The 20,783-nt window shown below is 60.5% G+C and carries 16 protein-coding genes and 3 pseudogenes; 12 read left to right on the top strand and 7 right to left on the bottom strand.

Translation table 11 applies throughout. The annotated features are described in order from the left end of the window. A pseudogene (locus NCR34_RS24215) lies at positions 1-189 on the top strand (polyhydroxyalkanoate depolymerase); the annotation flags it as partial. A gap of 98 nt (positions 190-287) precedes the next feature. Here NCR34_RS24215 and NCR34_RS24210 read toward each other — a convergent pair. The 4 genes from NCR34_RS24210 to NCR34_RS24195 form a co-directional block, all read right to left on the bottom strand. Continuing rightward, complete coding sequence (locus tag NCR34_RS24210) at positions 288-512, bottom strand: hypothetical protein (protein ID WP_250501212.1); 225 nt, start codon at positions 510-512, stop codon at positions 288-290. A gap of 428 nt (positions 513-940) precedes the next feature. Then, on the bottom strand, positions 941-3,136 hold the full coding sequence (locus NCR34_RS24205; protein ID WP_248324061.1) for a hybrid sensor histidine kinase/response regulator family protein: 2,196 nt from the start codon (positions 3,134-3,136) through the stop codon (positions 941-943). A gap of 251 nt (positions 3,137-3,387) precedes the next feature. Beyond that, positions 3,388-3,768: a hypothetical protein gene (locus tag NCR34_RS24200; protein ID WP_248324062.1), complete on the bottom strand. Its 381-nt coding sequence runs from the start codon at positions 3,766-3,768 to the stop codon at positions 3,388-3,390. 20 nt (positions 3,769-3,788) lie between these two features. After that, positions 3,789-4,211 (bottom strand): hypothetical protein, encoded by a 423-nt coding sequence (locus tag NCR34_RS24195; RefSeq protein WP_250501213.1) that lies wholly within the window; start codon positions 4,209-4,211, stop codon positions 3,789-3,791. A 946-nt stretch (positions 4,212-5,157) separates the two neighbouring features. Between NCR34_RS24195 and NCR34_RS24190 the strand changes: the two genes are divergently transcribed. From NCR34_RS24190 to NCR34_RS24180, 3 genes are all read left to right on the top strand, one after another. Next, on the top strand, positions 5,158-7,062 hold the full coding sequence (locus NCR34_RS24190) for a hybrid sensor histidine kinase/response regulator (protein ID WP_248324063.1): 1,905 nt from the start codon (positions 5,158-5,160) through the stop codon (positions 7,060-7,062). Between the two features lie 217 nt (positions 7,063-7,279). Further along, a complete protein-coding gene (locus NCR34_RS24185; RefSeq protein ID WP_250501211.1) occupies positions 7,280-9,220 on the top strand; it encodes an ATP-binding protein in 1,941 nt (646 codons plus the stop codon). Positions 9,221-9,608: 388 nt separating this feature from the next. Next, on the top strand, positions 9,609-11,546 hold the full coding sequence (locus tag NCR34_RS24180; RefSeq protein ID WP_250501210.1) for an MHYT domain-containing protein: 1,938 nt from the start codon (positions 9,609-9,611) through the stop codon (positions 11,544-11,546). Positions 11,547-11,785: 239 nt separating this feature from the next. Here NCR34_RS24180 and NCR34_RS24175 read toward each other — a convergent pair whose 3' ends face one another. Then, positions 11,786-12,688: a LysR family transcriptional regulator gene (locus NCR34_RS24175; RefSeq protein WP_248324066.1), complete on the bottom strand. Its 903-nt coding sequence runs from the start codon at positions 12,686-12,688 to the stop codon at positions 11,786-11,788. Positions 12,689-12,805: 117 nt separating this feature from the next. Between NCR34_RS24175 and NCR34_RS24170 the strand changes: the two genes are divergently transcribed. The 8 genes and pseudogenes from NCR34_RS24170 to NCR34_RS24135 form a co-directional block, all read left to right on the top strand. Next, positions 12,806-13,684 (top strand): alpha/beta fold hydrolase, encoded by an 879-nt coding sequence (locus NCR34_RS24170; protein WP_248324067.1) that lies wholly within the window; start codon positions 12,806-12,808, stop codon positions 13,682-13,684. A gap of 4 nt (positions 13,685-13,688) precedes the next feature. Then, positions 13,689-15,107, top strand: a complete 1,419-nt coding sequence (leuC, locus tag NCR34_RS24165) for a 3-isopropylmalate dehydratase large subunit (protein ID WP_248324068.1) — start codon at positions 13,689-13,691, stop codon at positions 15,105-15,107. Then, positions 15,104-15,718 carry a 3-isopropylmalate dehydratase small subunit gene (gene leuD, locus NCR34_RS24160; RefSeq protein ID WP_248324069.1) on the top strand — a complete coding sequence of 205 codons (615 nt, stop codon included), beginning with the start codon at positions 15,104-15,106 and terminating at the stop codon, positions 15,716-15,718. Before leuC ends, leuD begins: the two co-directional genes overlap by 4 nt. Before the next feature lie 86 nt (positions 15,719-15,804). Continuing rightward, positions 15,805-17,154: a dicarboxylate/amino acid:cation symporter gene (locus NCR34_RS24155; protein ID WP_248324070.1), complete on the top strand. Its 1,350-nt coding sequence runs from the start codon at positions 15,805-15,807 to the stop codon at positions 17,152-17,154. Between the two features lie 244 nt (positions 17,155-17,398). Beyond that, entirely contained in the window at positions 17,399-18,184 is a 786-nt protein-coding gene (locus tag NCR34_RS24150) for a hypothetical protein (protein ID WP_248324241.1), read from the top strand. Between the two features lie 140 nt (positions 18,185-18,324). Beyond that, complete coding sequence (locus tag NCR34_RS24145; protein ID WP_248324071.1) at positions 18,325-18,666, top strand: DHCW motif cupin fold protein; 342 nt, start codon at positions 18,325-18,327, stop codon at positions 18,664-18,666. 82 nt (positions 18,667-18,748) lie between these two features. Beyond that, positions 18,749-18,894: pseudogene (locus NCR34_RS24140) on the top strand (transposase); the annotation flags it as partial. After that, positions 18,888-19,190: pseudogene (locus NCR34_RS24135) on the top strand (transposase); the annotation flags it as partial. The pseudogenes NCR34_RS24140 and NCR34_RS24135, both read left to right, overlap by 7 nt. Here NCR34_RS24135 and NCR34_RS24130 read toward each other — a convergent pair. Beyond that, on the bottom strand, positions 19,165-19,401 hold the full coding sequence (locus tag NCR34_RS24130; RefSeq protein ID WP_248324072.1) for a hypothetical protein: 237 nt from the start codon (positions 19,399-19,401) through the stop codon (positions 19,165-19,167). The pseudogene NCR34_RS24135 and the gene NCR34_RS24130 overlap by 26 nt on opposite strands. 209 nt (positions 19,402-19,610) lie before the next feature. Beyond that, the gene (locus NCR34_RS24125) at positions 19,611-19,838 is read right to left on the bottom strand and encodes a hypothetical protein (protein ID WP_248324073.1); all 228 of its coding nucleotides are present in this window, start codon (positions 19,836-19,838) and stop codon (positions 19,611-19,613) included. Positions 19,839-20,783: the final 945 nt, after the last annotated feature.

The raw sequence follows: 20,783 nt of genomic DNA, 5'->3' as shown, positions 1-20,783 counted from the left end.
ATTTATCCGCGTATTCGCGCGTTGATTCACGACAACGAGCCGAGTCCGGCCGGCGTCAACGCGCGCACCCAGCCGATGGTCCCGTTGCACGCCATCGCGCCGCTCGCGCGCGAATCGACGGTTGCCGAGGATCAGGCGCAGACGGCGAACCAGGGCGATAACAAACAGGCGATAGCCGATCCCGAATAACGCTAGTCGCCAGCGGCAGAACGTCGCCGCCGCCGCGCTTGAACGGGTGCTTGAGCACTTCGAGATCCTGATCGTCGAGCCTTTGCTGCGATCCACGATTACGACGCATGCCGTGTTCGGCTCGCGTTCTGGCGCTTCCGCACTTCCAGCCCGACGACGCAGTAGAGCACCGCGTTCTGCATCAGGTTGATGAGCATCCGCATCATGCCGATCGGGCGAAACGGGGAAGGTTCGATATCGCCAAGATCAACCGCGAATTGGTGGCCCAGTCCGGCGAAATCGGCGGCGAGATTGGCGATAAGTGCATTGAGTTCGCCGACCACGCGCGTTTCGTTCGCGCCGCTGCCCGCGCAGTCCGTGAACCGCCAAAGAATTGCTTCGATGGTGCCCAGATAGCCTTCCGTCGATGCCGCGAAGCCGCGTCCGTCGACGGCACCGAGGACATCGCACGTCGGCGAGAACCGCGCGTTGACTGGCCGTTGCACTTCATCAACAGACGCTCGGCGTGCCCAGGGCCGAACGGCCGAGGTGGGTCGAGTACGAAGCTAGGTGGCGTGGTCGGCGCGAATGCAGGGCGCTCGAACTACCATCTTCGGCAACCGGCCAATTTCGGACTTCCGATGGTGCCGTCATCCTGTCACTCGATTGGCAGCTTCACGCCGCTCAACGGCCGTAACGTCTCCCGTCCCGAGACGCCAGGGCAAACCAGCAGCGATTCGTCGTTCTAGCGATATGAATAACACATGCGGCGTCAGTTCGCGCCCGCGGATCCTTCACGTGTCTCGCCGGTGACCCCGCGTCTATAAGAGCCGACTCTTCGCTGAATCCACTCATCTACCGCATTGACGTCAGTCAGCGGCTTGAGAAAAGCCGTCACCCCTAGCCTTCGCAGACGTTCCGCCTGGTCTACGAAGCCTGTCACCATGAGCAGCGGGAGATCGGGCTGCGTATCGTGCAGATACTCCGCTAGCTCAATGCCCGTCATGTTGCCCGGCATCTGAACGTCGGAAATAACAACGTGGAATGCATGGGGAGGTTGCAGGCGAACATGCGCGTCGTCTGCGCTCGGGCAGCGAGTCACGTCATACCCGAACGCAGAGAACATCGCTGCCTGTGCTTCCGCGACTAGTTCATCGTCCTCCACCAGAAGCATTCGCACGGCTCCGGGCTTCGTAATCGGCGCTTGGAACGCGCTTAGCGCAATCGGATCGACGCTTGATATCGTCCCTCGTGGAATAAACAGGGTCACCACCGTACCGCTTGGCGCCGCCGTCGCGATACTGCAATGACCGCCCGCAAGTTCGCAAAAGGATCGGACTTGAGACAGACCCAGCCCGGTACCCTGCCCGGGTGGCTTGGTCGAAAAGAAGGGTTCGAATGCGTGCTTGGCCGTCTCCCGGTCAATGCCCACCCCGGTATCCGTGATCTCTATCCTGACATATTCTCCAGGCGCCAGATCGCGGTTACCGGGTACCGCCTCGAAGTTCGAGAATGCGATCGTGAGTCGGCCTCGTCCGTTCATGGCGTCCCGGCCGTTGATCGCGACGTTGAGAAGAGCGAGCTCGAATTCAGCCAGATCAACCCGGATGTCCCACAAGCCGTCCGTCGCGGAAGTTTCGATGACCACGCCTTCGCCAACGGCTGACGGAAGCAAACCCATTTGCTTGCTCCACTCGACCAAACTGATGGACTGCGGCCGTAGCGGCTGCTTCTTGCTCACCGATAGCAGTCGTCGGGTGAGGTTCTGGCCGCGCTGCACAACTGTCAGAATGCCTTCCAGTGACTGCTTACGCTGCTGGGAGGTCTGCCGCGATGCAGCTTGGGTGAATCCAAGGATAGCCATCAATAGATTGTTGAAGTCGTGCGCCACCAACGCAACCATATTGCCGACTGCCTCGACGCGCTGATTTTCTTTGGCGGTCGCTTCCACGGCGGTACGCTTTGAGGTCTCTTCTTCCGCGTGCAGCCAGAGCCGCGCTTCGTGGTTCAGTCTTCTGAGAGAAAAGAGAATGAGGATGAAGAGCGCTAAGCACGGAACAGTAGTCGCTATGGCCACGACAGAGAAGCGAGCGAGCCACGCGGACCGTATCACGCGAATGGGGATTCCTGCCGTCACGTAGGCGTTGTAGTTGCCCACCTTTCGAAACGCCAAAATCTTTTCTTCTCGATCAACGCTAGACTTCATCGTTACGAGCCCGGCTTCGCGCCCGCTAGTCAATAAAGCGAAGAACGGTGTGGTCGTCGAGATGCGTTTGGGACGGTCCGATTCGAACGGATACCAGGCCAACACAGCGCCATCCCCGCGGACCATGCCGATCGTGATGGGATCCGCGTCGACTACACGACGATAGAAGTTCTCAAAATAGATCGGTGACATCGCGATTGAGACCAGCCCGCCAAACTTGCCGTCTGTGTCGACGTGTCCCTTCATGACGTTGAACGTCGCGTTGCCCGTCACCCGTCCTACCGTGGGTCCTGAGATGTAAAGTTCGGCGGGGCGTGCCTTTGCGTCTCGAAAGTCGGCCCTGTCGGCGATGTTGATACGAGGCGCCGGATAGCGCAGGCTGGTTTCTGTAAGGCTGCCATCGGCGTAAAACACTGACAACGCGTCAACCTGAGCATATCCATGCACGAGCCGCTCCAGCCGGTCGTACAATGCTCGGCCGGCAGAGACAGCCACGCCGTCGCCCTCGAAGTCATCCAGAACTCGGTCCGCGAGTGCGGTGTCGATGTCGAAAATCTTCTGGGCGTGTTCTTCTGCGATGTATGTTGAGCGTTGTGTTGCGTCCTGGGCAGCTGCCAGCCGATCGTGCCAGTCTACCGAGCCGTATAGCGCTAAAAAGACTGCGGGGGCGAGTCCGGTGAATATCAGGGCGAGCAGAAAGGCTTTCCGCGTTCGGGAGAAATGCGAGCGCGCGATGGTTTCCGCTGGGCCGCCGGTAATCAAGGATAGGTGTCGAAGTGGCATATCGTCGCCACCTCCGGACAGTGAGAGACGGCTCGCCATTTTAGCGATAAGCGTCGCTGTTGCGAGAGGTAGGCGACGCGATCGATCCGGGAAGGCGAGCGTCCGCGGGAAACCATCGGCGTCACCGTGGTGCTCGGTTTAGGGGTGTCGGCGGGCGGTTGAAAATGGGCCGGCTATCGACGATGACGAGGCATCGTGGTACTGACCTCTGGTAGCGTCAACCATGGATCCTAGACAAGCTCGTGGAGCCTATTCTCGAGAGAATGTCGTCGAGCGATCTCGTCGAGTTGTGCCTCCCACCTTTGGACTTCTGCAGCATCATGCAGGTCTTCGAGGTCCTGCAGCAGCGCCGCGACTCGCGGTTCGTAAGCGCTCACGCCCGACTTGGCCAGCGCCTGTAGGAGCGGACCTTCCTGTCCGACCTTGTAGTAGCTGATCCCCAGACCCTCCAGCCCTTCGCTGTAATGGTTTTCGTCGATGAGTACGCCGATCGCGCATCGGCGGCCGTCGCGCCCGTGCAGGCGGCAACTTCCGGCATCGTCCTCTGAAATGGCGCGCTGCGAAAGTAGGTGAGAGCGCACCGTAACGAAGATCTCTTCCGCACTTCTCATGTCACTTCCGCTCCACACGGTCAAGCAGTTTGCTGGAGGCGTTGCGTCGACAACCCAAACTGCCTCGCAATGGAGCGAAGGCGGTCGTGCCATTCCCAGACGCCGAAGACATCGTGCACATTCTGAAGGCAACTCAGAAGGTCGACCGTTTCCTGGGAGAAGACGTTGATCTTTGCTCGCAACAGCGCGCGCTTGAGCGCGGCGACGCCCGCGTCCATGTAGCGCGGAACACTCGTTTGTTCGGCCAGGATAAAGCGGACGGGCACGCCTTCCATAGCGGTGCGGTAGTCGTTCGGACGCACCAGTGCGCCGACAGGGCAGCCGCCGCATTTGCCGCGATAAGCACCGCCGCCGCGCGCCAGGAGCGCTGCACTGCCTTGGTTCAAGAGATGACTGATGCTTCGGTCGAAGATCTGCTGTTGGGTAAGAAAGGCCTGCGACATCGTTTGCTCCGGCGAATAGTCTGTGCAATGAGTATCGTCGGAAGGAACAACGCACCGCATCCATGAAAACCCTGTTTTACCGAATTGCGCGTGCACGATAGGCAATTCTTCCCTAACGTCGCGCAGTTGAGCCAAAGAACCGCCGTCTCCGGTATTCAGCTAATGCGACAACCAGCCGATATCTGGTAAGGCGGGATGGCCCTCGTTCCGTAGGTCTTCGGCGTTGGGGCAGCCCGATCCATGTTCAGCCGAAGCAACGGTCTTGCACATTGACTCACGAAAACAGCCATCGCAGCCCCGCGACAATACAAACACAGGTGTTCGACGAAGTGGCAATGGTAAGAGACGTCCGACGGTTCCTGCAGCGGCTTAGCGGCTCAAGAGAAGGCGCTTGCTTGGTACGGCGACTTTTCTGTTTGCCGTTGTGCTTTGCGCCGCATTGACGTGCAACTCCGCAGCGAGATCTCGGTCCGCCGAGGAAGAAGCGCTGAGACAGGCGCTCACCATAACGCAGCTGGAGTTGGTTGCTAACTTGCATATCGACGCAAACGCGGACTTTGGAACGGCCCCTGAATCACCGGACACAGTCTCCCACTTAAAATAGCGGGTAACGAGTGCCACCGCATAGCTGGTGGCCATGCATGCGCGTGGACGTGGAACCGCTACGTGCCGCGCCGATGCCTAGTTTGTAAGGCCGCACTGCGCTTGACCTTCCACTGTCAGGACTGGATGCGCATCTACGCCGAACGATTGCTGTGGCCGACTATGCATTACCGGGACGCAGCGCAGCGCGGAACCTTCCGGTGCTTGGCAACGCCTCCTGATTGCACTTACCTCCCGTCGACTCGTCGCCAGTGCGGACAGGCGCTGCTAGCGATTCGTATTTGCAAAACGCGAGGAACGTATCGTGCGGGCAAAAGTACAACGAGAAGAATAGGTCCCTATCATGATTGTTCGAATCGCACAGTACTCGCTCGGAATGCGCCTCTTGACCGGAAGTGCGTCGATAGCCGCCGTGCTAGCTGCTCAACAGGCGTTGACGATGCTTGCCCACGGGCGGTTGACTTTCATTTTGATCAGCGCATCGCTTCCCTTGATTACGGTGCTCTTCGGCGCTTGGTGTGGCGCATTGCTTCTGGCGGCTGGGCTAGCTTATGGCGCACTGTGGATGCCACCGATCGGAAGTTTGACGGTTCCTGAGCTCTCCGATCAGATCGTCCTCCTGGCTTACGTGGTCGTCGGCGTAATACTAGTGGCCGCCGGCCACCAATTGGTCAAGGTGGCAAGACGCGCAGGAACGGCGGAATCCACTTCGCAGGACGCAGCGCAGCGACTGTTGCGTATGGAGCGCGACGCGCGTCACCGTTTCGACGTAGCGTTGAACAGCGCGGGCGTACCGTTCTTCATCCTCACGCCAGTCGTGGTCGGCGGCAAAATTTCAGGGCTGCGATGGGACTATATGAACGAGGCGGCCGCGGAGTTGTTTGACCAAGCCACAACGGTTGTAATCGGCAGTTCGACTTCCTTCGTGCGCCCGCACGGGTGGGATGCGAGTGTCCTTCTTGAGCGACTTGCGCCATTGGCGGAAGGCGAAGGGCGAGACGCCTTTGACGTACGAGTTCGAGGCGAGCACGGCGAGCAGTGGTTTCATGTCGTCGCTGCCTCGCTCGACGGTTCGGTCGTGGCATGGTTCGGAGATGTGACTCCGCGGGTGCGAGCCGAGAAAGCGCTTTCTGAAGCGGACCGGCGCAAGGACGAGTTTCTTGCGACACTTGCCCACGAGTTGCGCAACCCGTTGGCCCCGATCCGACAGGTCGCGGAGATACTGGAGCAGCCGCAGTTGACGGACGAGCGCCGCAAGTGGTGCATCACCGTGCTGCGCCGACAGTCGGCGGCGATGGCGCTTTTACTGGACGACCTGCTCGATGTGTCGCGCATCACACGTGGGGCGTTGACGCTTCGTAAAGAGGCCGTTGCACTCAAAGACGTTGTTGAGGATGCGGTCGACACCGCAAGACCGATGTTTGAGGGCAAGCATCACGAGCTTGTCGTGAAACTTCCGTCGCGGCCGATTCACATCCAGGCGGATCGCTTGCGAATCGCACAGGTATTGGCCAACCTGCTAACGAACGCTGCGAAATATACGCCTACGGGCGGGCGCATCGAACTGATGGCGAGAGCAGACAACGCGGAGTTGATTGTGTCGGTTGCGGATAACGGTATCGGCATCGAACCCGATAGATTGTCGGCCATCTTTTCCATGTTCTCCCAAGTGAACCCCGATCATCACCGACAGGGCGGCCTTGGCATCGGACTCGCGTTGTCGAAATCTCTCGTTGAGTTGCATGGCGGCAGGCTCACCGCATCAAGCGACGGAAAAGATCTCGGAAGCTGCTTTTCGGTTCATCTTCCAGCGGAGTGCCGGGTTGTGCCGCCGCCAGCCCCGCTGCGTGAGTTGCCCGTCAGTCCAGCCGAGATCGAGAAGCATCGCCTCCTCGTCGTTGATGACAACGTCGATGCGGCTGACGCGCTCACTGCCCTTCTGGAATTGGAGGGACACGACGTGCGGACGGTCTATTCCGGCGAGGAGGCGATCGACGTCCTCAGTTACTACAGCCCAGATGTGGTCCTTCTCGACCTCGGATTGCCCGGCATGAACGGCATCGATGTTGCTCGGCGGATTAGGGCGACACCCGCGACAACGGACGTCACGCTTGTTGCCATCACTGGGTGGGGGCAGCCTCAGGACCGGGCGCACACAGCAGACGCCGGATTTGACTTTCACTTCACGAAGCCTGTCGATGTCGTGCAGCTTAACCACGCGATTGAGAGTGTAATCGCTGCGCCATAGCCGACTGCACGCAGGCGGACAAAAGCGCGCTGCCCGGTGATCTGTCCCTCTTGTATCGTGAGGGAACAGGGAAGGCACTGCACGGCGACGTAGTAAGCCGCATAATGCGGGACTTCGGGGACTATCAGGAACAGCATCACACCCCCCGAAGCCACCGCGGAGCGCGGCTGCGTCGCGACGCGGAAAGCGCTGGCGAATGCAAGCGGAAATGCGATAAATGGAACCACAGATTGACCCCCGTCCTACCCACCTGAGAGATGCCGGCGCCCAACAGCCTCGACCAGCTCACCTCGGTGACATGCTGGATAGCCTGAGCGACGGATTCATGTCGATAGATCGGGCGTGGCGCTTCACCTATCTTAACCATACAGCTGAACGATATTTGCAGCAGGACCGGCGAAACCTGCTCGGGCGCGACATTTGGCAATGCTATCCGGACCTTGTGGACTCCGGCTACTATCGCGCTTATCAGCAGACGGCGGCAACTGGACGCCCTAGTCAGCACACGGACTTCTACGCGCCGCTCGGCAAGTGGTTTGAGGCTCGCTCATTCGCCCACGACGATGGCATTACGGTCCTCTTGCGCGATGTCACGCGTGAGTACGAGAACGCGGCGCAGTTGAAACGCAAAGAGGTAGAACTCGCCGACTTGGCCGATGACTCTGAGCGGCGCCGCCGACTTTATGAAACTTTCCTCGATAACTCTCCCGACTTGGCGTATGTATTCGACCTGAACCACCGGTTCACTTATGCCAATAAAGTCTTGCTCGAAATGTGGAATCGCACATGGGAAGAGGCGATCGGCAAGAACTGCCTGGAGTTGGGTTACGAGCCCTGGCATGCGGAGATGCACGACCGCGAGATCGAGCAGGTTATAGCTACGAAACAACCTGTCCGCGGCGAGGTGCCGTTCGAAGGAGCATTTGGCCGACGCATTTACGACTATATTTTTGTACCTGTGCTGGGCCGTGATGGCGAGGTCGAAGCCGTAGCCGGTACAACCCGCGATGTGACCGAGCGTAAGCGGGCAGAAGAAGCCCTGCTCGACGCAAGCCGCCGGAAAGATGAATTTCTCGCGATGCTTTCGCATGAATTGCGGAACCCGCTCGCGCCGATTCAGAACTCTCTCTTTATCCTTGACCGGGTCGACCCTTCAGGACAGGAGGCGCGCAACGCCAGAGAAGTGATTTGTCGACAGGTCACGCATCTGACTAAGCTGGTGGACGACCTCCTCGACGTCACGCGGATTGCGCAAGGCAAGATCGAACTGCAGCGTAAGAACGTCGACTTGGCCGCATTGGTCAGGCGCACGGCGGAGGATTACCGCACCCTGGCCCAGGGGCGTGGCCTCGAACTTTTAGTCGCCGTCGATGACGAAACCCTTGTCGTCGAAGGTGATGAGACAAGGCTCGCGCAGGCGATTGGTAACTTGCTCGGGAACGCGGTGAAGTTCACGCCGGCTGGTGGTCAGATAACAGTGACGGCCCGCCACTGTGCGGAACGCGCGCTTATTCATGTCACCGATAACGGAATTGGCATCGCGCCCGACCTACTGCCGATCATCTTCGACCCATTCACGCAGTCGACGCAAGGTCTGGCTCGCACAGAGGGCGGACTCGGCCTCGGACTTGCCCTTGTGAAGAGCGTGATCGAGCTCCACGGCGGCAAGGTCGGGGCGATTAGCTCCCTCGGCGCTGGCGCGGAGTTCATCATAGAGCTTCCGCTGGCTCAGACTGCTGGATATGCGACGTCCGAATTTGCTGCATCCAGGAACGAAGGAAACACCCGCTCATGCCGCGTACTCGTTGTTGATGACAATGTCGACTCCGCCGATTCGCTGGCGGCGATTGTCGAGATGTTAGGGCATACGGTTGAGGTACGTTACGACGGGCGCAGCGCGCTCTCACTGGCGAAAGCCACGCAGCTTGATGTGGTGCTGTGCGACATCGGGCTTCCAGATATCGACGGATATGAGGTCGCGAAGACACTTCGTCAGACAACCCCTGAGAAGATGAGACTGGTTGCGGTCAGTGGCTACGCCCAACCCGAGGACGTGCAAAAGGCGCTCGATTCCGGCTTTGACGCGCATTTCACGAAGCCAGTCGATATGCTTCGAATAGCCCAGCTTTTTACCGGCGACGATTTTTGCGATGGCTAACCGTGTGCTCACTGCGTCATAGCCCTCGAGGCGGCGGCGTGAGCTGGGCATCACGCTGTTTGACGTCGATTTCTCCCGTTGCACACGCGCTTCGTCGACGACGCCATACCTGACTGAGCGTCGGATGTTCTCGCGCTGCAGAACGTCACAATTGCCCGTCTATTGGCTGCACTACCCCAGACCAGCGACATTCATCGATGGAGCGCGCTTGGGTCCATGGCAGTCGCCACTGACCCACAAGCAAGTGTTTGAGCGCCGGCACCCTCGGGAAAAATTACCATCCCTTGGCTTCCGGGGGGAAATTAACAGCTTCCTCGTCCTGTAGTCGCTGGTTCTTGTCATTAGAATCCTCGCCTATGCAAGTTCTTTCTGCGCACTGCGCTCCGCAATGTCTGGTTCCTTCAGCCTTCCTTTAGTCGGTCTGTCCATTCTCTTGGCGACCGCACTATCTTTCGTCGCCTTGCTAATGGTCGGCGCTCGGTTCCAGAATCGGGGCGCGAACTCGGTATGGGTGGCCGCGACCGCGCTGGTGCTCGGGACCGGAATATGGTCGATGCATTTCGTCGGCATGTTGGCTTTTAGCCTGCCCGTGCCCATCGGTTTTGATTTCGCAACGACCCTATCCTCCTGGGCCGCTGCGGTGCTCGTTTGTTGGCTGGGACTAACCTTCGTAATGACGCCCAGGCCGGCTCAGAGTGCGGTTTTGCTCGGATCGTTGCTGATGGGCGCTGGAATCGCGGTGATGCATTACGCCGGCATGTCGGCCATGCAAATGACGCCGGCGATCGCATATATGCTCCCGCGTACCGTGCTGTCGGTGCTGATTGGTATCGGCGCGTCATATGCCGCGCTACGCATAGTAATAGGTCTGCGAGCCCTCGAAAAAGCGCAAATCGCCAAGCAAGCTGCCGCTGCGTGCCTGATGGGCGTAGCCGTTTCCGGTTTGCACTATACGGCGATGGCTGCGGCCGTGTTTGCGCCCAACTGCGTGAGCCGAGCGGCGACAGATTTCAATCAACGCGATTTCGTTCTGGAGATCTTCATCGCGGTTCTAGCGGTGCTCGGCATCGCTCTCATCGCAGCACTGCTTCAGACGCGTAAGGAAGCGCGAGTCCGGGAGGAGGAGAATTCGCGCCAGCTTTCCGTGACCACCGGCGAATTGATCGCCAGCGAGCAACGTTTCAGGGCAGCGCAAGAGGTCGCGATCGATCCGTTCCTGATACTGAAAGCTCTTCGGACCGGGGCGACGATCACGGACTTCATCTTTGAATACGCCAACCCAGCTGCACTGCGGTTTCTCGGCGCGACCGAGAGCGACGTCATTGGGCAGCGGTTTCTGACGCGATTCCCCACTGCATCGATGAACGGGTTGTTCGCAGTTCATGCTCGCGTATGCATGGGCGATGGGCCTGCCACCATCGAGCAGGAATACGTGGGCGACGGCATGTCGGCCTGGCTTCGCATCAACAGCGTCAAACTTTTTGATGGCGTTGCGATAACGTTTGCCGATATCACCGAGCGAAAAGCCTTAGAACAGCTTGCCGAAGTCATGCTCGAAGATCGAAGCAAGGCCCTCGCACTCGCTGAAAAGAAGAGCGTGGTCATAGACGCATTTATCGCCGCCGTGAGTCACGAACTGCGCAGTCCTGTCAATGCGGTCTTGTCATGGGTTGAGGTGCTCAAGCGCACCTCGGCGACAACTGCTTCGACGACCGGCAATGCGCTTCGGAGGATCGAAGACAGTGCCAAAGCGCAGGCGCGCCTGGTGAACGACCTCTTGGACGCATCAGCGGTGGCCAGTGGCAAGGTGCGCTTGGCGATGGAAAACGTTCAACTAGCTGAACTTGTAGCCTCGACCGTATCGGATTCGGCAATCGTCGCGTCAAAGGGCGGAGTCGAAGTCTGTCTGGGAGCGGCGGAGGACTGCGTCGTGGTGGCCGATGAGCACCGCCTCCGACAAGTCTTGGCAAACGTGCTGCAGAACGCCGTCAAATTTTCGAACCCCGGCGGCACGGTGACCGCAAATCTTGTCCGTAGTGTGGATTCGGCCACGATTGAGGTTCGGGACACCGGCATCGGGATAGAACCGGCCATGCTCCCGCACGTATTTGAGCGCTTTGCTCAGGAAGGATCCAAGGACCGCAGCCGCCTCCGTGGCGGCGTAGGGTTAGGGTTGGCGATTTCCAGGCAACTGATAGAAGCGCATGGCGGCAAGATCGAAGCCTTCAGCGACGGGCCCGGGACGGGCACGACGGTCAGTATTTCGTTGCCCATGTCCGGACCGATCTCAAAGCAAGAAGACGTGCGCACGACGGACTATTTCTAGCGCTCAGCCACCCCTCACGAATGGCCGAACGTCTTCCGGAAGCGGCCCGTCAATGCGGTTGCGAGTGGATGGCTGAAGTGGGTCGGCTCGGGCCGACCGCATTGGGCAGCACGCGGCCATGAAGCGCCATTCGATGGCAGCCCTAAGGCGCCGTTCGAATGTCCCATCGACCTTCGAAAGCGGCCCCAAGGTTTCAATTCGCCACGTGTGAGCGCCGTTAGCTGCCTACAAAGATGGCGTTACGCCGTTCCTCCCTGTTTAGGCAGATGCTCGCCGAGAAAGTCGACGAATGTCCTGAGCTTGACCGAAAGCTGGTTGCGCTCCAGATAAATCGCATGGATATTGGCATCCGGCAAGGCCCAGTCCGAAAGCAGTGGCACGAGTTCACCGCGCGCGAGATGGCCTTCGATCTCCCACTGCGAGCGCACCACGATCCCTCGGCCTTCGAGCGCCCAATGAAGCACGACGCTGCCGTCGTTGCTGGCCAACGCGCCGTCGACTTTGACCGTCTCCGTTCGCTTGCCGCGAGCGAAATGCCATGTGCCGTATGCCGACTCGTTCTCGCGCAAAACGATGCACGCATGCCCCGTCAGATCGTGCGGCACCGAAGGCGCGCCGTGCCGCGCCACGTAATCGGGCGATGCGCAGACCACGCGCCTGTTCTCGAGCAGCAGTCGCGCGTTGATGCGCGCATCCGGCACCGTGCCGAAGCGAATGCCGAGATCGAAGCCCTCGTCCTGCAGATTCATAGGCCGCTCCGTCAGATGCAGCAGGATTTTCATTGCGGGGTAGCGCGCGACGAACTCCGACACCGCCGGGGCAATGCGCGCCCGGCCGAATCCGAACGACGCATTCACGCGCAGCAAGCCCGTCGGTTCGCCGCGGCTTTGCATGACGAGATGCTCTAGTTCCGACAGCTCGTCCAAGATGCGCGAGCCGTTCGACAGGTAAAGCTCGCCTTCGGGCGTGAGGCTCAGACGCCGCGTCGTGCGGTTCATCAGGCGCACGCCGAGGCGCCGTTCAAGTAGCGCAAGCCGCTTGCTGACCGCGGGCGGCGTTACCCCCAACTCGCGCGCCGCAGCCGCCAGATTTCGGTGCCGCGCCACGAGCGCGAACAGATCCAGGTCCGAGAAACCATCCATCTTGATGCTCCGAGAGAGTGTCGTGATTCGTTCCTTGAAGTTACGACCGGAATGTGTATCAGGAAACCAAATACCGCGATTCATCAATTACACTCGTCTCACGCTCAGGAGGCAATCATGTTCGGCGACTTCAGCGACGTATCGACCACCGTCGACGGCATACGCATACACGCAATCCAGGGCGGGCGCGGCCCCGCGCTTTTGCTCTTGCACGGGCATCCGCAGACGCACGCGATCTGGCACAAGGTCGCGCCGTCGCTGGCGGAGAATTTCTCGGTGGTCGCGGCAGACTTGCGCGGCTATGGCGACAGCGGCAAGCCGCCAGGCGCCGCCGGTCACGCGAACTACGCAAAGCGCCGCATGGCGCTCGATCAGGTCGAACTGATGCGCGCGCTCGGTCATGAGACCTTCGCGGTGATCGGCCACGATCGCGGCGGGCGCGTCGCGGCGCGCATGGCGCTCGATCATCCGGATGTCGTGACGCGCCTCGTGACGCTCGATGTCGCGCCGACGCTCGCGATGTATGAACAAACCTCGTTCGACTTCGCGCGCGCCTACTGGCACTGGTTCATGCTCGTGCGTCCCACGCCGTTTCCCGAGACACTGATTCGCGCGGACCCCGATCTCTACCTCAAGCAGACCATCGGCGCGCGCAGTGCGGGCCTCGCGCCGTTCACGGCGCAAGCATATGCCGAATATCTGCGCTGTCTGTCCGATCCCGACACGGCGCACGGTATCTGCGAGGACTACCGCGCGAGCGTGACCATCGACCTCGAACACGACCGCGCGACGCTCGCTTCGCATCAGCGCATCCGCTGTCCGTTCATGGCGTTATGGGGCGCGCAGGGCGTCATCGAACAATGCTTCGATCCGCTTGTCGACTGGCGCGCGTATGCGCCGGACGTGCAGGGCGAAGCGCTGCCTTGCGGCCACTACATCCCCGAAGAAGCGCCCGGGCAATTGCTCGAACGCGTGATGCCTTTCCTGAGCGAGTAATCCGATGTACAACCAAACCCTTTACCAGAAGCTCGTCGATTCCCACACGGTGATGCGTATCGACGAACAAAACGTGCTGCTGTACGCCGATCTGCATCTGATGAACGAATACACCAGCCCGCAGGCGTTCAGCTCACTCGATGCACGCGGCCGCGCAGTGCGCCGTCCGCGGCAGCAACTCGCCGTCGTGAGCCACATCATTCCGACGCACGCGGAGTCGCCCCGTGTGATTCGCGATGCAGCATCGCTGTTGCAGGCGCAGAACCTAAAGCGCAACTGCGAACGCGCCGGCATCCAGCTCTTCGCCGCGAATGATCCGCTGCAAGGGATCGAGCATATCGTCGCGCCCGAGCTCGGACTGATTCGCCCCGGCATGGTCGTCTTGTGCGGCGACAGCCACACGACGACGTATGGCGCGCTCGGCGCGTTGGGCTTCGGCATCGGCACGTCGGAAGTCGAGCACGTGCTCGCGACGCAAACGCTCGTGTACCGGCTCGCGCGCACCATGCGCATCACGATCGATGGCGAGCTGCCGTACGGCACATCGTCGAAGGATCTCGTCATCTGGATCATCAGCAAAATCGGCGCACAAGGCGCGCGCGGTTATGCCGTGGAATTCGCCGGTTCGACGATCGCATTGATGTCGGCCGAGGCGCGGATGACCTTGTGCAACATGACCGTCGAGGCTGGCGCGCGCGCCGCGCTGATCTCGCCGGACGCGACCACGTTCGACTACGTGCGCGCCCACACGCCCTCACTCGTCGACACGGCATGGCAAGCCGCGCTCGAAGACTGGCGCGACCTGCATTCCGATGCAGATGCTCGCTTCGACGCCGAGCATCGCTTCGATGCGCGCAACATCGCGCCGTTCGTCACGTGGGGCACGAGTCCCGATCAGGCCGTCGCCATCGATCAGCCGATTCCCGACGAAGCCGCGCAAGCGACGCCCGAAGCCGCCGCATCGCTGCGCCGCGCGCTCGACTACATGGGACTCGTGGCCAATCGGCCGATTGCCGGCACGCGCATCGACCGCGTGTTCATCGGCTCGTGCACCAACGGGCGCCTCGAGGATTTGCGCACGGTGGCTGCGATCGTGCGCGGCAGGCGCGTCGCGGCGGGCGTGCGCGCGATGGTCGTGCCGGGATCGGGCAGCGTGCGCCGCGAGGCTGAACGCGAAGGCATCGCGCAGACGCTGATCGACGCGGGCTTCGAATGGCGCGAGCCGGGTTGCTCGATGTGCCTCGCGATGAACGACGACGTGCTCGCCGCCGGAGAGCGCTGTGCGTCCACCACCAACCGCAATTTCGAAGGCCGGCAGGGACGCGGCGGCCGCACGCATCTGATGAGTCCGGCGATGGCGGCTGCGTCGGCAATGACCGGCTGCATCACCGATGTCCGCACGCTGGAGGTACACGCATCATGACCCGACTCACGACCATTCGAGGCAGCGCCGCGCCGTTGCCAATCGACAATCTCGACACCGATCAGATCATGCCCAAGCAGTTCCTGCGCATCATCGACAAAGCGGGTCTCGCCGATGGTCTGTTGTATGACCTGCGCTTCGACGAGCGCGGTGCGCCGCGTGCGGATTGCGTGCTGAACCAAGGCGCTTACGGGGACGCGTGCATCCTGATTGGTGGCGCGAACTTCGGCTGCGGATCGAGCCGCGAACATGCGGTGTGGGGTTTGCAGCGATACGGCTTCGAGGCGGTGATCGCGCCGAGCTTCGCCGAAATCTTCTATTCGAACGCGATGAACAACCGCCTGCTGCTCGTGCAACTCGAACGCGACGCGATCGACGCGCTGATACGCGAGGCGACCGAATCGCCGGGCGCCGAGATCTCGATCGATCTCGAAGCGCAGACGGTAACGTCGGCGTCGGGCGAGCGGCACGCGTATCCGATCGGCGCGCGTCACAAGCGCATGGTGATGGAAGGCATGGATACCGTCGATCTGACGCTCGACTCTCTCGCCGCCATCGAAGCATTCGAACGGCTGCACTCCGTGCGACATCCTTGGGCGCACGTGATGTAAGCACCCCTTCCCGTATCAACGAGTCCGAATCCCTTCCGCCCGAAGAAGGGAAGGGCATTGCTTTGCCTCGAAAAAGGAGGAGACACATGAAACGCAAACCGTTCTACACGATTCTCTATGTGCAAGTGCTCACGGCGATCGTCGCGGGCGTGCTGCTCGGCCATTTCGCGCCGCAAGCCGCGGTCGCGTTGAAGCCGCTCGGCGACCTGTTTATCAAGCTCGTACGGATGATCATCGGGCCGGTGATCTTCTGCACGGTCGTGACCGGCATCGCGGGCATGCAGGACATGAAGAAGGTCGGGCGCGTCGGGGGCAAGGCGCTGCTATATTTTGAAGCGGCATCCACGCTCGCGCTCGCGATCGGCTTACTGGCCGCGCATGTGCTTGCGCCGGGCAAGGGCTTCAATGTCGATCCGTCGACGCTCGATGCACGCGCCGTGTCGGGCTATGCGGCTCAGGCGGCGCATGGCGACGGCATCGCCGGATTCATCGCGCATGTGATACCTGACACGTTCGTGGGCGCGCTGGTTCAGGGCGACATCCTGCCCGTGCTGCTGATCGCGATGCTGTTCGGCACGGCACTCGCGCTGATGGGTGAACCCGCCGCGCCCGTCACGCGTTCGATCGAGACCTTGTCCAAAGCGTTTTTCCGCATCGTGCGGATGGTGACGAGTGTCGCGCCGATCGGCGCCTTCGGAGCCATGGCCTTCACTATAGGCCGCTACGGCATCGTCTCGCTGCTGCCGATGCTCAAGCTCATCGGCGCGTTCTATGTCACCGCGTTTCTGTTCGTGGCTGTGGTGCTCGGCATCGTCGCGCGTCTGTGCGGGTTCAGTCTCTGGCGCTTCCTCGCGTATATTCGCGACGAATTGCTGATCGTGCTCGGCACATCGACGTCGGAAGCGGCCTTGCCGCAACTGATGAACAAGCTCGAACGCCTCGGCTGTCCGCGCGGCGTCGTGGGACTCGTGGTGCCGACCGGCTACTCGTTCAATCTAGACGGCACCAACATCTACATGACGCTCGCCGTGCTGTTTCTCGCACAGGCGACCAACACGCACTTGTCGTTCGCGCAGGAGATGACGCTCTTGTTCGTCACGATGCTGACATCGAAGGGATCGACGGGCGTCACGGGCGCCGGCTTCATGACGCTCGCCGCAAGCCTGTCAGTCGTGCCGACCGTTCCCGTCAGCGCGATGGTGCTGATTCTCGGCATCGATCGCTTCATGTCCGAATGCCGTGCGCTGACGAATATCGTGGGCAATGGCGTGGCGACGATCGTGGTATCGGCGTGGGAAGGCGGGCTCGATCGATTGAAGCTCGCGATCGCGTTGAGCAATGAGGAGCAGGTCCGAAGCGATTCGCGGCCCCCGGACATGCGTGAAACGGCCGCTATTGATCGCGAACGGCCTTTTAGGGATGATTTGATCCGGTGATCGCTTCGGGTCGGCTAGGGCCGACCGCATCGGGCGGCACGCGGCCATGAAGGGACATTCGTCGGTTGCGGCGCGTCGCCATTCAAAGGTCGGCTCCCTGTTCGATACCCGCCACTCAATGCGGATCTGGTCGGAAGGCAACTCGGGGTCGGCAAGCGAAAGCGGTCTGGGTAATCGCGGCGTTCGCCTGCTTTCGCGACCCCGCCACACGTTAGAATGCGGCTTTAAGTGCCTTGAGATCATGATGCTCGCGCTCAAGCTGACGCTGGTCCCGCTGTTTCTGCTTGTCGTTTCGATGTCAGGGAAGTGGTGGGGACCGTCGGTCGCTGGCTGGTTGGCTGGATTGCCGGTTGTTGCTGGGCCGATTTTGTACCTCTTAACGCTTTCCCACGGGCCTGCCTTCGGAGCCCGCGCGGCCAACTTATCGCTGGCGGCAATCCTAGCGTCCGAGGCGTTCAATTTCGCTTATGCTTGGACGTGCCGATCGCGCAGTTGGCCAATCGCGTTAATTGCAGGCCTCGTCGTCTGGTTCCTGTCCGCATGCGGTCTCTCGCTCCTGCCGACCTCGCCTTTCTGGGCCTCGATCGATGCAGTCACAGCAGTTTGCTGTGGGCAGTCGTTCTTGCCGAGGACTTCGGCCGTTACGGCCGGTGCGCCTCTTTCTCGGTTCGATCTGCTCGGCAGAATGACCGCCGGGGCTCTTCTGACTTTGTCTGTCACATCGGTGTCGGCCTGGGTCGGCCCAACGTGGAGCGGGTTGCTTGCGGTCTTCCCGCTGCTCGGGATCATCCTTTCCGTTTCGTCCCATCGCGCGTACGGTCCGGCTTTCGTGATTTCGCTATTGCGAGGTATCGTGCTAGTGCGTTCCTCATTCGCCGCGTTTTGTCTTGTTCTGACGTTCGCGCTTCCCTTCCAACGACCCATCGTGGCATTCCTCGAAGCGGCGTTGCTCGCGATGATTGTTCAATGGTGCACGAGGCGCATTGCAGCGAGGCAAGAACGGGCGTCAGTCGTCGTTGCCGCTGAATGACACATTGCATCCCGCGCCAGTTGAGCGTGGCGGATCAAGGAGGCGGGCACCGGCCACCTTCAGACGCTCGACATAGCCTTAAAGATCGCTGACAATTTTCTCAGCAATCGCTTAGCAACATCACTTTAGGGAGCGGCAGCATGAAAATGGACGCGTTTGCGTTTGGCACCACAAACTGGGCCGAAGTGGAACGGACAGAATACAAAGGCGAGACAGGCGCAGCGTATTGGCGCACACGTTTTTTTGGCGAGAGTCCTAATCAAATCCGTGTACGGATGGTGGAATACACCCCGGGCTACCTCGCGGACCATTGGTGCCAGAAAGGACATGTTCTCTTTTGCATGGAAGGCGAGCTTGAAACGACCCTCGAAGACGGACGGAAGTTCGTTTTAACTGCCGGGATGAGCTATCAAGTTGGCGACAACGCAGAGCCGCATCAGTCTTACACCAAGACGGGTGCGAAGCTTTTTATTGTTGACTGACCCGCCCCTTGTTTGAGCTTCCCATGTAATTTCGCCTTCCATCTGGTCGTGTATAAACTCGACGGAAAGGAAGGAAACAGGGATGTTCAAAGTACCGAAGCAATCGTACACGGCGGAGTTCAGGCGGCTGCCGTCCAGCGGGTGAAGGATGGCCAGGGCATTGCCGTGGTGTCCCGGGAGTTGGGCGTGTCGGACCAGACGCTGCGCAACTGGGTTAAACGCGCGGCCGACCGTTTCGTAAGCCCAAGGTTATCTACGCCGACCGTGGTTACGATTCCGAGGCCCATCGCCGCCGACTTCGCGAGCGCGGCATCCGACCGGTTATCGCTAGGCGTCGGACCGAGCACGGCAGCGGTCTCGGGAAATTCCGTTGGGTCGTCGAACGAACTCATTCGTGGCTCCATGGTTTCCGTCGCCTTCGTACTCGCTTCGAACGCCGCTGCGACATTCACGAGGCATTCTTAAAACTGGCCTGCGCGCTCGTCTGCTGGGATATCTTCAGCCGAACGGAGCGGTCTTTTTGAACTGGCCTTCAAGGACGATGGATGCAAAGGGGGGCCAATGAACCGGTATCGTGACAAAATCGAACACGGTCGAAGGCGCGCGTTCCATCTGGGCCACGCTGACGATCCGCGTATCCGGCAACGCACCGCGCGGCAACGCAGTGAATAGCACCCCAACGGCGACGAGCAGCGCCGCCAGAACTACGAAGAAGGACCGCACGCGCGTCCTCATGATCGTTCGTGCTCGGCACGGGGCAACACAACTTGATTTTACGGCGTTGGGGATGCAGCAGACTTTCAAAGGTCGGCGACGCGAGGCCTGGGCGCTCGTCGCAAGCGGGCTGCCACGCGGATAAGACCAACAGGGACATGGGCTAAGGTTAAACGTACCATCGGTCTAGATGGCATGCCGATTGATTGCAGTGGTAAGCTCGGCCCAATTCAAGGTCCTGCATCAGCGTGGATTTCCACGGTCAGAACCCGCAAATGCTCCAGCGAGCGCAGATACGTCGTGAAAGACGCCAATACATGTTGCGCCAATTCGCGATCCGCGATTCTGCCGTCCGCCAAACGACACTCTTGCTCCGCAATGCACCTGAGCGTCGCTCTAACCCTTGCCTCGATGGTTGCAAGACGCTCGGCGTACACCTGATCCTCGTCCTTGTTCATGGTTTCCACCCTCCGTGGTCCTCTACCGCAGCATTGCACATGCCGAGCTAAAGGGTGGATGCGCAGCGCAGATCAACGAAGCGAGTACAGAAACATGGCTTCCCGTGCTGCTCGAAGCGGAGGAATCTGAACCGTATCGTGGTGACCATCCGCCGACGGCGGGTGGCCGCTTGCCGCGACGCAAATAGTCGAGAAGCTACGTGCGAAAGGGGCACTTGCCGCACGCGCCAATAACCGGCCGTCGAGCCGCTCTCGTACAGAGCGTGAAGCGAGCATCATTGCCGGCGCGGGGGCGGTTTAGCAGGTTCCGGCCGGCCACCAAGAGCCTTTGCTGCACATGAACTTGCCTGACGGAGTACAGATGAAGGCTCCGCCCGAATATACCTTTCCGTTCCAGATACACTCCAACTTGAACGGGGTCGATCCGAGGGGGTCATTTTTACATCGGCGCTAACACCTTGTCGGATAAACCGTCACGCCACTCGCTTAGTCGCCGCTGCCTAGCTCGCTGCGCTTTGCGAGCGCTTGGCCGTGGGAACGAGTTCGTAATGAGCGGCTCTGCCGCTTCGGATCGGCGGCAAACGCTCGCCCCCGACGCACGTCGCTTCGAAAGCTAGGCTCGCCATCGCCTTCCTTCACGATCTCGTAGATGCCCGAGGTTTGCACCTTCTCGTGATACCTGTGATTGAGCAAGCGTTATTCCGGCGTGGACTATCGCTTTTTCGGGCAACGGTTGATTCGAACTGCGGCTTCGGCCAGTCGGGGATGCCGTTACGACCGCGTTAGGCGCCGAGCTCGTCGACCTGCTCCCACGCGCGTGGGTACGTAAGCGGCCAGCGAACCCGTCTTGACGAACGATGGATTACTCGTAAGCGATCCACGAACGACGCCGCTCAGAGTAAGGTGGTAGAGCGCCGTGATACGTGATAGCGAAGTGGGTCAGCG

This window comes from Caballeronia sp. GAWG1-5s-s (assembly GCF_023631445.1).
GTDB lineage: Bacteria > Pseudomonadota > Gammaproteobacteria > Burkholderiales > Burkholderiaceae > Caballeronia.
The sequence above is the reverse complement of the archived record's forward strand: the minus strand, read 5'-3'. Positions and strand labels throughout refer to the sequence as shown.

Coding starts and splice junctions, on each gene's coding strand:
- NCR34_RS24190 (WP_248324063.1), top strand. CDS start 5,158: ATGATTGTTCGAATCGCACAGTACTCGCTCGGAATGCGCCTCTTGACC.
- NCR34_RS24150 (WP_248324241.1), top strand. CDS start 17,399: ATGCTCGCGCTCAAGCTGACGCTGGTCCCGCTGTTTCTGCTTGTCGTT.
- NCR34_RS24170 (WP_248324067.1), top strand. CDS start 12,806: ATGTTCGGCGACTTCAGCGACGTATCGACCACCGTCGACGGCATACGC.
- NCR34_RS24185 (WP_250501211.1), top strand. CDS start 7,280: ATGGAACCACAGATTGACCCCCGTCCTACCCACCTGAGAGATGCCGGC.
- NCR34_RS24180 (WP_250501210.1), top strand. CDS start 9,609: ATGTCTGGTTCCTTCAGCCTTCCTTTAGTCGGTCTGTCCATTCTCTTG.
- NCR34_RS24125 (WP_248324073.1), bottom strand. CDS start 19,838: ATGAACAAGGACGAGGATCAGGTGTACGCCGAGCGTCTTGCAACCATC.
- leuC (WP_248324068.1), top strand. CDS start 13,689: ATGTACAACCAAACCCTTTACCAGAAGCTCGTCGATTCCCACACGGTG.
- NCR34_RS24195 (WP_250501213.1), bottom strand. CDS start 4,211: ATGTCGCAGGCCTTTCTTACCCAACAGCAGATCTTCGACCGAAGCATC.
- NCR34_RS24175 (WP_248324066.1), bottom strand. CDS start 12,688: ATGGATGGTTTCTCGGACCTGGATCTGTTCGCGCTCGTGGCGCGGCAC.
- NCR34_RS24130 (WP_248324072.1), bottom strand. CDS start 19,401: ATGAGGACGCGCGTGCGGTCCTTCTTCGTAGTTCTGGCGGCGCTGCTC.
- leuD (WP_248324069.1), top strand. CDS start 15,104: ATGACCCGACTCACGACCATTCGAGGCAGCGCCGCGCCGTTGCCAATC.
- NCR34_RS24155 (WP_248324070.1), top strand. CDS start 15,805: ATGAAACGCAAACCGTTCTACACGATTCTCTATGTGCAAGTGCTCACG.
- NCR34_RS24145 (WP_248324071.1), top strand. CDS start 18,325: ATGAAAATGGACGCGTTTGCGTTTGGCACCACAAACTGGGCCGAAGTG.
- NCR34_RS24200 (WP_248324062.1), bottom strand. CDS start 3,768: ATGAGAAGTGCGGAAGAGATCTTCGTTACGGTGCGCTCTCACCTACTT.